The organism is Xanthobacter variabilis, from assembly GCF_043831965.2.
Classification (GTDB): domain Bacteria; phylum Pseudomonadota; class Alphaproteobacteria; order Rhizobiales; family Xanthobacteraceae; genus Xanthobacter.
Window position 1 is genome coordinate 3,840,740 of the sequence record NZ_CM195533.1, and the last position, 11,858, is coordinate 3,852,597.

The following is an 11,858-nucleotide window of genomic DNA, read 5'->3' on the forward strand; positions in this document are numbered from 1 at the left end:
AGTTGAGCGAAAAGGCCCGAAACGCGAGCATGCTCCGGCGGGATGCGCCGCGGCGTTGGCCGCGAACGGCTCTTTTTGCCCTCGCCTTGCCCCTGGCGCTGATGCTCGCCGACTGTTCGTCCGCGGATCTCGACCAGGCGAGCCTGCCGCTCTCCAGCGCCTCCTCCGCGTCCGAATATGCCGACATGACGCCGGCCCAGCGGCGTGAGCATGAGCGGCTGGTGGCGAGCTATGGCGGCGCCTACAACGATCCCGAGCTGAAGGCGCTCATTCAGCAGGTGGTCGAGCGTCTGGTGGCCGCGTCCGAGCGGCCCGACCTGAAGTACCGCGTGACGGTGCTGAACTCGCCCGCCATCAACGCCTTCGCGCTGCCCGACGGCTCGCTCTACGTCACCCGCGGGCTGCTGGCGCTGGCCAACGACACCTCAGAGATGTCCTCGGTGCTCTCCCACGAGATGGCGCACGTCATCGCCCGCCATGCCAATATCCGCGAGGATCAGGTGAAGCAGGCGGTGCTGGTGAGCCGCGTCATCTCCGACGTCGTGAACGACCCGGACCTGGGCGCCCTCGCCATGCAGAAGAGCCAGCGCACGCTGGCCTCGTTCTCCCGCGGGCAGGAGCTGGAGGCGGACGCCATCGGCGTGGGCATCGCCTCCCGCGCGGGGTTCGACCCCTATGGCGCCTCGCGCTTCCTCACCGACATGGGCCGCTCCTCCGAGATGAAGTCCACCGGCCTCGGCGGCTCCAGCACCACGCCGGACATGGACTTCCTTTCCTCCCATCCGGCAACGCCCGAGCGCATCTCCATCGCCATCGCCAATGCCCGCCAATATGCCGCCCCGGGCAATGGCGAGCGCGACCGCGCCGCCTACCTCTCGGCCATCGACGGCATGGTCTATGGCGACGACCCCAAGGAAGGCTTCGTGCGCGGGCGCAAGTTCTTCCACCCCAAGCTGGGCTTCACCTTCACCGCGCCCGAGGGCTTCTCGCTGGAGAACACCTCCCAGGCCGTGCTGGGCGCTACCGGCTCCGGCCGCGAGGCGCTGCGGCTCGACGCGGTGCGGGTGAGCCCCGACCAGTCGCTGGCTCAGTATCTCTCCTCCGGCTGGATCGACGGGGTGGAGATCAACACGGTGGAAACCCTCACCGTGAACGGCTTTACCGCCGCCACCGCCATCGCGCGGGGCGACCAGTGGTCGTTCCGCATGTTCGCCATCCGCTTCGGATCGGATGTCTACCGCCTCATCTTCGCCGCCCGTGATTTGACGCCGGAGCTGGACCAGCGCTTCCGCGCCGCCGCCAGCACCTTCCGCCGCGTCTCATCCGGCGAGGCCGAATCGGTGAAGCCGCTGCGGGTGCGCGTGGTCACCGTCGGCTTCGGCGACACGGCCGACAAGCTCGCGGCCCGCATGCAGGTGCCCGACCAGCACATGGAACGCTTCCTGGTGCTGAACGGTCTGGATGCCGGCGCCAAGCTGAAGTATGGCGACAAGGTCAAGATCATCTCCGAATGAGCGGCGCGCCCTCGCGCCTTCGCCAGCCGGAAAACTCGTGAGCCACCTTGCGATCCACGACGCGGCGTGGATAATGCGCGCCACGGCCTGGGGTGCCGCGCGCCAACGCGGCTGAGATCATACCCATCGAACCTGTCTGGATCATGCCAGCGTAGGGAGGTGCCGATGAGCGAGAGCTCGTCGCCTGTTTCGTCATCATCCGTCTCGCGCCCGCTCAAGGCGCAAGCGCGCGTCGCCATCGTCGGTGGCGGCGTCATGGGCCTGTCGCTGGGCTGGCGGCTTGCGCAGGCCGGCTGCTCGGTCGACATTTATGAGGCCGGAACCGCCGGGCACGGCGCCAGTCATGCCGCCGCCGGCATGCTCGCCGCCTGCGCGGAGGCAGAGCCCGGCGAGGATGCCCTGCTCGCCCTCAACCGCGCCAGCCAGGCCCTTTGGCCCGCGTTCGCTGCCGAGCTGGAAGCAGAGGCCGGCATCAGCGTGGACCTGCGCACCGAAGGCACGCTCACCATCGGCCTCACGGCCGACGATGCCGCCCGCCTGCGCCACCTGTTCCAGCTGCAGACCTCCCTCGGCCTGCCGGTGGAATGGCTCACCGCCGCCGCCGTGCGCCGCCTGGAGCCGCATCTGGCCGGCCAGCTTTCCGGCGCCATCCGCAGCGCCGAGGACCATCAGGTAGACAACCGCAAGGTGGTCGCCGCCCTGCTCACCGCCACCGCCCGCGCGGGCGTTCGTCTGCATGAGAACAGCCCCGTCAGCCGGGTCGCCACCCAGGCCGGCAAGGCGCTGGGCGTGGTTGTGGGCGAGGAGCTGAAGCCGGCCGACATCGTCATCCTGGCCGCCGGGGCCTGGAGCCGGGGCGTGGACATTACCCCCGCCGCGCCGCTGCCCGTGCGCCCGGTGAAGGGGCAGATGCTGGCCCTGCGCATGGACCCGGCCGCGCCGCTGGTGAACCATGTGATATGGGCGCCCCATTCTTACATCGTGCCACGCCGCGATGGCCGCCTGATTCTGGGCGCCACCACGGAAGAGAAGGGCTTCGACACCTCCCTGACCGCCGGCGGGCAGCTCGCCTTGCTCACCTATGCCTGGCGCGCCTTGCCGGCGCTGGAGGAACTGCCCATCCACGAACAATGGGTGGGCTTCCGCCCCGGCAGCCGTGACGATGCGCCCATCCTCGGCCCCGCCGATGAGGTGGACGGGCTCATTTACGCCACCGGCCACCATCGCAACGGCATTCTGCTGCTGGCGGTCACGGCAAAGGTGATTTCCGATTTTCTCCTGGACGGCCGCATGGCCGAGGTGGCCGAGCCCTTCCGTGCGAGCCGCTTCGCGCCCCGGGTGGCAGCGGAGTGAGCCCTATGGATGCGCCCCCGCTTGAGCTGAAGGTGAACGGCGCCGACGAGGCGCTCCCCATCGCCACCGTCGCGGATCTTCTCGGCGCCAAAGGACTTGATGTGGAGCGCAAGGGCATTGCCGTAGCGCTGAACGGTGCGGTGGTGCCGCGCCGCGCGTGGGCCGGCACCCGCCTGGCCTCCGGTGACGCCGTGGAGATCATCACCGCCAAGCAGGGCGGCTGACCGGCCGGGAGAGGAGACGAGAAAAACCATGACCACCACTGCCGATCCCCTCGTCATCGCCGGGCGCAGCTTCAAGTCCCGCCTGTTTTTGGGCACCGCCGGCTACCCCAACCAGCAGGTGTTCCTCAATGCGCTGGAGGCCTCCGGCGCGGAGATGGCCACCGCCTCCATCCGCCGCATCAGCCTGGCCGGCTATGAGGAGAGCCTGACGGACCTGCTCACCGGCCGCGTGCACATTCTGCCCAACACCGCCGGCTGCCAAACCGCCAAGGACGCCGTGCTTACCGCCGAGCTGGCCCGCGAGGCGCTGGAAACGGACTGGGTGAAGCTGGAGGTGATCGGCGATCGCGAGCTGCTCTACCCCAATGTGGAAGAGCTGCTGAAGGCGACCGAAGAGCTGGTGAACCGGGGCTTTGTGGTGCTTCCCTACTGCAACGACGACCCCGTCACCTGCCAGAAGCTGGCGGACCTTGGCGCGGCCACGGTGATGCCGCTCGGCTCCATGATCGGCTCTGGTCTCGGCATCGCCAACCCGCACATGATTGAGCTCATCTGCTCGCGCTCGCCGGTGCCGGTGGTGCTGGATGCGGGGCTGGGCACCGCCTCCGACGCCGCGCTGGCCATGGAGCTCGGCTGCTCGGCGGTGCTGCTCAACACCGCGGTCTCGAAGGCCCTCGACCCGGTGCGCATGGCAGCCGCCTTCCGTTCTGCCGTCGAAGGCGGCCGACTGGCCCGCATCGCCGGGCGCATTCCAAAGAAGCTGCACGCCGAAGCGTCCAGCCCCGAATTCGGCCTCGTCGGAAGCTGACGCCATGCTTCCCGCCCCGCCCGTCCTCCTCATCACCGACCGCCGGCAGGTGCAGGGCGATGTGGTGGAGGTAGTGGGGGCCGCCTGCGCCGGCGGCTGCCGCTGGGTGAGCCTGCGGGAGAAAGACCTGCCGCCGGAAGACCAACTCGCTCTTTTCGCCCGGCTGCGGACGGCCACCAGCCCCTTCGGCGCCGTGCTGATGCTCCACGGCACGCCGGAGCTGGCCTGGGCGGCCCGCGCCGATGGCGTGCACCTGCCCGATGGCGCGGATCCGCGATGGGCACGCACGGTGCTGGGCGACTCCGCCCTCGTGGGCCTTTCCACCCACCGGCCGGCCGATCCGGCGGCGGCGCCTGCCGTGGCGGATTATATCACCGCGAGCCCCGTTTTCTCGACGCCCTCCAAGCCCGGCTACGGCCCGGCGCTGGGCATTGCGGGCCTGCGTGCCTTTGTCGAGCAATCGGCGGTGCCGGTGATCGCCCTCGGCGGCATTGAAGTCGGCAATGCCAAAAGCTGTCGCGAGGCGGGAGCGGGCGGGCTCGCCGTCATGGGTGGCGTGATGCGCGCAACAGACCCGCGGGCGCAGATGACCGCCCTGATCGACGCCTTCGCACGCCAGGGCGCTTGAGCCCCAACAGCCCCTCACGGAATTGGGAGAGACCCACGGCACCTTGCAGGCGCGCGGGACATCGTACCGCAACGCTGCGCGTGGTAGCGTGCCACTGGAGCCCATGGGCCGCCGAAGGGTCAGCCCCGGGGTTCCGCTGAACGCGGGCCAATCCGCGCACCGACACCCAACGGGGGGGATCAATGCTCAATCGCCGCACCTTGCTCGCCGCCTTCGCCCTTTGCCCCACCTGCGCCAGCCTGGCGCGTGCCGACAGCGTCCATTGGAGTTATGAGGGTTCCGGGGCGCCGGAGCATTGGGGCTCTCTGGAGAAGGGCTTCCAGGCCTGCTCCATTGGCACCCAGCAATCGCCGGTCAACCTCAAAGGCAGCGTCCGGGCAGAAACCGCCGGGCCGAAGCTTGCGTGGAAAAGCGCGCCCTTCAAGGTGGTCAATAACGGCCACACCATCCAGCTGGATGCCACCGACGACGCCGGCACCGCTGAGATGAACGGCAAGACCTACAGCCTGCGCCAGTTCCATTTCCATACACCCAGCGAACACGCCTTGGACGGCAAGCGCACCGCCATGGAGGCCCATTTCGTTCATGCGGCCGAGGATGGCGGCCTGCTGGTGGTGGGTGTGTTCATGGTTCCCGGCGGGAAAAGTGACGCCTTCTCCGCCGTGATGGCCGCCGCGCCGAAAAAGCAGGGCTTTGCTCCCCTGCCCTCGCCCATGGACCCCACCGCCTTCCTGCCGGATGCCCGGGGCCTCTACCGCTACGAAGGCTCCCTGACCACGCCGCCCTGCTCGGAGGTGGTAGACTGGAACGTCTATGCCGCCCCCATCAGCGTGGCTGAAGGGGATATCGAAGCCTTCCGCGCCATCTTCCCCATGAACTCGCGCCCGCTCCAGGCCATCAACCGCCGCTTCCTGCTCCAGCTCAATTGAGCGTGGGTGGATTTCCGCCGGGCAACTACCGGCTGGCAGCCGACGACACACCTCCTCCGCCGGACCCGGTGGCAGGATGCTTGCGCCTCCCATACCCGGGGGAGGCTGCGCGCGGGCATCACTCGGAAGGGCAGCCTTCGCATTGGGAAATGCGGCGGAGCACGGGCGGAACCGCCCTGCCCGCCTTGCTCCTTGGCGTTCCGACTTCCGGCGCGAACACGGCCAGCATCCGGCAAGCATGTGAGTGCCGCCGTTTGGGGGCAGCAACAGTTCCACTGGGCTCCGCGCAAAAGAAAAGGGCCGGCTCGCGCCGGCCCTTTCCATATACCACACCCTTGGAAGATCAGTCTTCCTTGGCTTCCTCGGCGCGCTGCTTGAGGGCGGCGCCCAGGATGTCGCCGAGCGAAGCGCCCGAATCCTGCGAACCGTACTGAGCCACGGCCTCCTTCTCCTCGGCGATTTCCATCGCCTTGACGGAGACCTGCACCTTGCGCGCCTTGCGGTCGAACAGGGTGACGCGGGCATCCAGCTTGTCGCCAACCGAGAAGCGCTCGGGGCGCTGGTCGTTGCGGTCGCGAGCGAGCTCGGAACGCTTGATGAAGGCCGACAGATCGGTGCCTGTGAGCTTCACCTCGATACCGCCATCCTTCACGTCGGTGACTTCGCAGGTCACGACAGCGCCCTTGCGGACATCGCCAGCCTCGGCGAAGGGATCGCCGGCGAGCTGCTTGATACCGAGGGAGATGCGCTCCTTCTCGACGTCCACGTCGAGCACCACGGCCTTGACCATGTCGCCCTTGCGGTACTCGTCGATGACCTGCTCGCCCGGACGGTTCCAGTCGAGGTCGGACAGATGCACCATGCCGTCCACGTCGCCGTCGAGACCCAGGAACAGACCGAACTCGGTCTTGTTCTTGACCTCGCCTTCGACCACCGCGCCGGGCGCATACTTCTCGGCGAAGGCCTCCCAGGGATTCTGGAGGGTCTGCTTGAGGCCGAGGGAGATGCGGCGCTTGGCCGAATCGACTTCCAGCACCTGCACTTCCACTTCCTGGGAGGTGGAAACGATCTTGCCGGGGTGAACGTTCTTCTTGGTCCACGACATTTCGGAGACGTGGATCAGGCCTTCGATGCCCGGCTCCAGTTCCACGAACGCGCCGTAGTCGGTGATGTTGGTGACGCGACCCTTGAAGCGGGCGTCCACCGGATACTTGGCCTCGATGCCCTCCCAGGGATCGCCCAGGAGCTGCTTCATGCCGAGCGAGATGCGGTGGGTCTCGTGATTGATCTTGATGATCTTCACCTTGACCGTCTGGCCGATGGACAGCACCTCGGTCGGGTGGTTCACGCGGCGCCAGGCGATGTCGGTGACATGCAGCAGGCCGTCAATGCCGCCGAGATCAACGAACGCACCGTAGTCGGTGATGTTCTTGACCACGCCCTCGATGGCCTGACCCTCTTCGAGGTTCTGCACCAGCTCGTGACGCTGCTCGGCGCGGGTCTCTTCCAGCACGGTGCGGCGGGAGACCACGATGTTGCCGCGACGGCGATCCATCTTGAGGATCTGGAAGGGCTGCTGATTGTGCATCAGCGGGGCCACGTCGCGAATCGGGCGGATGTCGACCTGGGAGCGCGGCAGGAACGCCACGGCGCCGTCGAGATCCACGGTGAAGCCACCCTTCACCTGGTTGAAGATCACGCCGAAGACCTTCTCGTTGGCGTTGAACGCCTTCTCGAGCTTGACCCAGCTCTCCTCGCGGCGCGCCTTGTCGCGCGAGAGGACGGCCTCGCCCATGGCGTTCTCGACGCGCTCGAGATAGACCTCGACCTCGTCGCCAACCTTGAGGGTGTTCTCACGGCCCGGACCGGCGAACTCGCGCAGGGCCACGCGGCCCTCGGTCTTCAGGCCGATGTCGATGATCGCCAGATCCTTCTCGATGGCGACCACGATGCCCTTGACGACGGCACCTTCGCTGACGTCGGCGCGGCCGAAGCTCTCGTCGAGCAGGGCGGCGAAATCTTCACGGGTGGTTTCTACGGCGGACATTCACACTCCAGAAATCTTGCGCCGGCGTCTCGCGTTGCGAGGCCCGAACCGAACGGGTGTTCCGGCATTCTCCCGCGGGATGAACGCCAAAACGGCCGCCGACGTTCCATCGGCGGGCCGGCGCTGAGGCCGAACGGCACGGACAATGATGTGATGACAGCCCATCCGGGCCCAGGACCGAAGCGCGCTCAGCGAAAGCCTGGATGGGGAGCCTCCGACGATCAGGGCGCGTATCCCGCGAACCCTGTCCCACCCTAGTAGCTCCCAGCTTTTCGGGAGCGCAGCCTCGAATTTGGCTCAGATAATCGAAAACCCGCTTCAGCGCAAGGCTCGGGCGCAAGACTTCGCGCGCAGCCAGCTGAAAAAGAACAAGCCGCCGCGCCCGGGAAGGACGCGGCGGCTCAAAACCGAAGACAGCGGAACGGCTCAGCCGCCGCAGGCTTCCAGCACGTCGTCGAAGGTGCGCAGGCCCGCGCGGGGCGCATTCACCAGCACCGCCATGTTGCCGGGGGCGTGCTTGTTCTGCCACATCTTCGTGTGCGCCTCGGGGATGCGATCCCACGGGAACACTTCCGACATGCAGGGGTCCACGCGCCGGTCGACGATGAACTCGTTGGCGGCGGAGGCCTGCTTCAGATGAGCGAAGTGCGAGCCCTGGATGCGCTTCTGGCGCATCCACACATAGCGGGCGTCGAAGGTGATGTTGAAGCCGGTGGTGCCGGCGCAGAACACGATCATGCCGCCGCGCTTGCCCACCAGGGTCGACACCGGGAAAGTGGTCTCGCCCGGATGCTCGAACACGATATCCACGTCGCGCTTGCCGGTGATATCCCAGATGGCCTTGCCGAACTTGCGGGCTTCCTTCAGCCACTCATTGTATTCCGGCGAGTTCACCTTGGGCAGCTGGCCCCAGCACTTGAACTCCTTGCGGTTGATGACGCCCTTGGCGCCGAGGCCCAGCACATAGTCGCGCTTGGACTCATCGGAAATGACGCCGATCACGTGCGCGCCGGAAGCAGCGGCCAGCTGCACGCCGAACACGCCGAGGCCGCCCGAGGCGCCCCACACCAGCACGTAGTCACCCGGCTTCACGGTGTGCGGCGGGTGGCCGAACAGCATGCGGTAGGCGGTGGCAAGGGTGAGCGTGTAGCAGGCGCTCTCCTCCCAGGTCAGGTGCTTGGGGCGGCGCATGAGCTGGCGCGCCTGCACCCGGCAGAACTGGGCGAAGGAGCCATCCGGCGTCTCATAGCCCCAGATGCGCTGGCTGGGGGAGAACATCGGGTCGCCGCCGTTGCACTCCTCGTCGTCGCCGTCGTCCTGGTTACAGTGCACGACCACTTCGTCGCCCACCTTCCAGCGCTTCACCTTGGAGCCCACCGCCCAGACGATGCCCGAGGCATCGGAGCCGGCAATATGGTAAGGCTCCTTGTGCACGTCGAACACGGAGATGGGCTCGCCGAGGCCGGCCCAGATGCCGTTATAGTTCACGCCGGCGGCCATCACGAGCACGAGCACGTCATTTTCGCCGAGCTCCCAGGTGGGCACCACCTCGAGCTGGAACGACTGTTCCGGAGGCCCGTGCCGCTCGCGGCGAATGGCCCAGGCATACATCTTCGCGGGCACGTGCCCGAGCGGGGGAATCTCACCCAGCTCGTAAAGATCTTTCAACGCCGCACCGTCCGCAGCCGTCTGGCCCATAGCGTCCCGTCCTCTCTCTAACGAACCCCTGGCGGACTCTCCGGTCGCGTCCAGCGGCACCCCTATCGCGGTGCAAACTAGCAGAGAAGGATTTCAAGTCGATAGTCCTTGCGGCTGAACATTATGCCAATCTGTTGCCATATTGTGCCACGCGGGAGGGCCCGCATTCGCCATATGCCACTGGACAAGGCCGGCGCGAGGCCCCATGCGTTGAAGCCGGAGCGGGGCCGCCCGCGAGGACCGAAGAGAGGGTGAGGGATATGGGCATCTTGTGGATGATCATCATCGGCGCCATCGCCGGCTTCCTGGCGGGCCAGGTCTTCCGCGGCTACGGCTTCGGCTTCGTGGGCAATGTGGCGGTGGGCATTGTGGGCGCGCTCATCGGCGGCTTTCTGTTCGGCAACGTGTTCCTGGTGGGCGGGCTCGTCGGGCAGATCATCAGTGCCACCATCGGCGCGGTGATCCTGCTGTTCGTCATCTCGCTGGTGAGGCGCTGAGGCGCCTCCACTGCCAATTGCATATGGAAGCATCAGGCCGGCGGCCGCTTGTGGGGAAAATTTCCCGTCGACGCGCCGGTTTTCGCGACGCACAATCGTGCGAGACATCAAGAAACGAACAACGGGGATTTCGGATGGCGGACCGCGACAGGCCTTGGCTTTTCCGCACCTATGCGGGGCATTCCACGGCGTCGGAGTCGAACAAGCTCTATCGCTCGAATCTCGCCAAGGGCCAGACGGGCTTGTCCGTGGCCTTCGACCTGCCGACCCAGACCGGCTACGACAGCGACCATCCCCTCGCCCGTGGTGAAGTGGGCAAGGTGGGCGTGCCCATCTCCCATCTGGGCGACATGCGCACTTTGTTCGAGGGCATTCCGCTCGCGAACATGAATACGTCCATGACCATCAATGCCTGCGCGGCGTGGCTGCTCTCGCTCTACATCGCCACCGCAGACGAGCAGGGCGCCGACCGCACCAAGCTGCAGGGCACCACCCAGAACGACATCATCAAGGAATATCTTTCGCGCGGAACCTATGTGTTCCCGCCCGCGCCCTCCATGCGCCTCACCAAGGACACCATCATCTTCACCACCGGCAATTTGCCCAAGTGGAACCCGATGAATGTGTGCTCCTACCATCTGCAGGAGGCCGGGGCGACGCCGGTGCAGGAGCTGGCCTTCGCGCTCGCCAATGCCATCGCCATTCTCGACACGGTGAAGAAGTCCGGCGAGGCGGAAGGCCCCGTGTTCGGCGAGGTGGTGGGCCGCATCTCCTTCTTCGTGAATGCGGGCATGCGGTTCATCACCGAGATGTGCAAGATGCGCGCATTCGTCGATCTGTGGGACGAGATCTGCGTCAACCGCTACGGCATCACCGACGCCAAGCAGAAGCTGTTCCGCTACGGCGTGCAGGTGAACTCCCTGGGGCTCACCGAGCAGCAGCCGGAAAACAACGTCTACCGCATCCTCATCGAGATGCTGGCGGTGACGCTCTCCAAGAAGGCCCGCGCCCGCGCGGTGCAGCTTCCCGCCTGGAACGAGGCGCTGGGCCTGCCGCGCTCGTTCGACCAGCAGTGGTCGCTGCGCATGCAGCAGGTGGTGGCCTATGAAACCGACCTGCTCGAATATGGCGACATCTTCGACGGCTCGGTGGAGATCGCCCGCAAGGTCGAGGAGCTGAAGGAAGAGGCGCGCGCCGAGCTCGCCCGGATCGAGGCCATGGGCGGCGCCGTCGCGGCCATCGAGAATTCCTACATGAAGCAGGCTCTCGTGGAGTCCAACACCCGCCGGCTGGAGGCCATCGAGCGTGGCGACCAGGTGGTGGTGGGCGTGAACCGCTGGACCGAAAGTGAGCCCTCTCCGCTCACCACCGGCGAAGGCGCCATCCTCACCGTGCCGGAAGGCGTGGAGGCCGAACAGGTCGCGCGTCTCCAGGCCTGGCGCGAGGCCCGCGACGGCAAGGCCGTGGTGGCCGCCCTGGCGGACCTGAAGAGTGCGGCCCAGGAAGGCCGCAACATCATGGATCCCTCCATCGCCTGCGCCAAGGCCGGCGTCACCACCGGCGAGTGGGGCACTTGCCTGCGCGAGGTGTTCGGCGAATATCGCGCGCCCACCGGTGTCGGCCGCGCCGCACGCGTGGACACGCAGGGCCTGGAAGAGGTGCGCAAGGGCGTCGATGCCGTCTCCGAGAAGCTCGGCCGCCGGCTCAAGTTCCTGGTGGGCAAGCCGGGCCTCGACGGCCACTCCAATGGCGCCGAGCAGATCGCCGTGCGCGCCCGCGATTGCGGCATGGAAGTGGTCTATGAGGGCATCCGCCTGACCCCGGCCGAGATCGTGAATGCCGCTCTGGAAGAAAGCGTGCACGTGGTCGGTCTCTCCATCCTCTCCGGTTCCCACGTGCCGCTGGTGCGTGACGTGATGGAGCGGATGCGGGCCGAGGGCCTTTCTGACATCCCGGTGGTGGTGGGTGGCATCATCCCGCCTGAGGATGAGGCCCAGCTCAAGAGCTTCGGGGTGGCGGCGGTCTATACGCCGAAGAACTTCGAGCTCAACCGCATCATGGCCGACATCGTCTCCATCGTGGACGGCGAGACCAAGAAGGCGGCCTGATCCGCCCTCCCCCGGACGATCCCAGCGCCCGCCCCTCCCGGCGGGCGCTTTT

The 11,858-nt window shown here is 67.0% G+C and carries 10 protein-coding genes and 1 riboswitch; of the genes, 8 read left to right on the forward strand and 2 right to left on the reverse strand.

Translation table 11 applies throughout. The features are described 5' to 3' along the window. The first annotated feature begins 101 nt into the window (after nucleotides 1-101). The 6 genes from V5F26_RS16770 to V5F26_RS16795 all read left to right on the forward strand — a co-directional run bounded on the left by V5F26_RS16770 (nucleotide 102) and on the right by V5F26_RS16795 (nucleotide 5,456). On the forward strand, nucleotides 102-1,514 hold the full coding sequence (locus tag V5F26_RS16770; RefSeq protein WP_445329404.1) for a M48 family metalloprotease: 1,413 nt from the start codon (nucleotides 102-104) through the stop codon (nucleotides 1,512-1,514). 78 nt (nucleotides 1,515-1,592) lie between these two features. After that, nucleotides 1,593-1,689: riboswitch (TPP riboswitch) on the forward strand. Then, nucleotides 1,680-2,867 (forward strand): glycine oxidase ThiO, encoded by a 1,188-nt coding sequence (gene thiO / locus V5F26_RS16775; RefSeq protein WP_394055275.1) that lies wholly within the window; start codon nucleotides 1,680-1,682, stop codon nucleotides 2,865-2,867. It overlaps the preceding riboswitch by 10 nt. A gap of 5 nt (nucleotides 2,868-2,872) precedes the next feature. Beyond that, nucleotides 2,873-3,091: a sulfur carrier protein ThiS gene (thiS, locus tag V5F26_RS16780; RefSeq protein ID WP_394947342.1), complete on the forward strand. Its 219-nt coding sequence runs from the start codon at nucleotides 2,873-2,875 to the stop codon at nucleotides 3,089-3,091. 28 nt (nucleotides 3,092-3,119) lie between these two features. Next, on the forward strand, nucleotides 3,120-3,899 hold the full coding sequence (locus V5F26_RS16785) for a thiazole synthase (protein ID WP_234052340.1): 780 nt from the start codon (nucleotides 3,120-3,122) through the stop codon (nucleotides 3,897-3,899). Nucleotides 3,900-3,903: 4 nt separating this feature from the next. Continuing rightward, nucleotides 3,904-4,527, forward strand: a complete 624-nt coding sequence (locus V5F26_RS16790; protein WP_394947341.1) for a thiamine phosphate synthase — start codon at nucleotides 3,904-3,906, stop codon at nucleotides 4,525-4,527. 182 nt (nucleotides 4,528-4,709) lie between these two features. Beyond that, entirely contained in the window at nucleotides 4,710-5,456 is a 747-nt protein-coding gene (locus tag V5F26_RS16795; protein WP_394947340.1) for a carbonic anhydrase, read from the forward strand. Nucleotides 5,457-5,799: 343 nt separating this feature from the next. Here the strand turns inward: V5F26_RS16795 and rpsA are convergent, their stop codons facing one another. Both rpsA and ccrA read right to left on the reverse strand, forming a co-directional pair. Continuing rightward, the gene (gene rpsA, locus V5F26_RS16800) at nucleotides 5,800-7,503 is read right to left on the reverse strand and encodes a 30S ribosomal protein S1 (RefSeq protein ID WP_234052343.1); all 1,704 of its coding nucleotides are present in this window, start codon (nucleotides 7,501-7,503) and stop codon (nucleotides 5,800-5,802) included. A gap of 426 nt (nucleotides 7,504-7,929) precedes the next feature. Continuing rightward, the gene (gene ccrA, locus V5F26_RS16805; protein WP_234052344.1) at nucleotides 7,930-9,201 is read right to left on the reverse strand and encodes a crotonyl-CoA carboxylase/reductase; all 1,272 of its coding nucleotides are present in this window, start codon (nucleotides 9,199-9,201) and stop codon (nucleotides 7,930-7,932) included. A 260-nt stretch (nucleotides 9,202-9,461) separates the two neighbouring features. Here ccrA and V5F26_RS16810 point away from each other — a divergent pair, with 260 nt between their 5' ends. After that, a complete protein-coding gene (locus V5F26_RS16810; RefSeq protein WP_394055284.1) occupies nucleotides 9,462-9,698 on the forward strand; it encodes a GlsB/YeaQ/YmgE family stress response membrane protein in 237 nt (78 codons plus the stop codon). A 134-nt stretch (nucleotides 9,699-9,832) separates the two neighbouring features. Continuing rightward, the gene (locus tag V5F26_RS16815; protein ID WP_394055285.1) at nucleotides 9,833-11,806 is read left to right on the forward strand and encodes a methylmalonyl-CoA mutase family protein; all 1,974 of its coding nucleotides are present in this window, start codon (nucleotides 9,833-9,835) and stop codon (nucleotides 11,804-11,806) included. Nucleotides 11,807-11,858 lie beyond the last annotated feature (52 nt).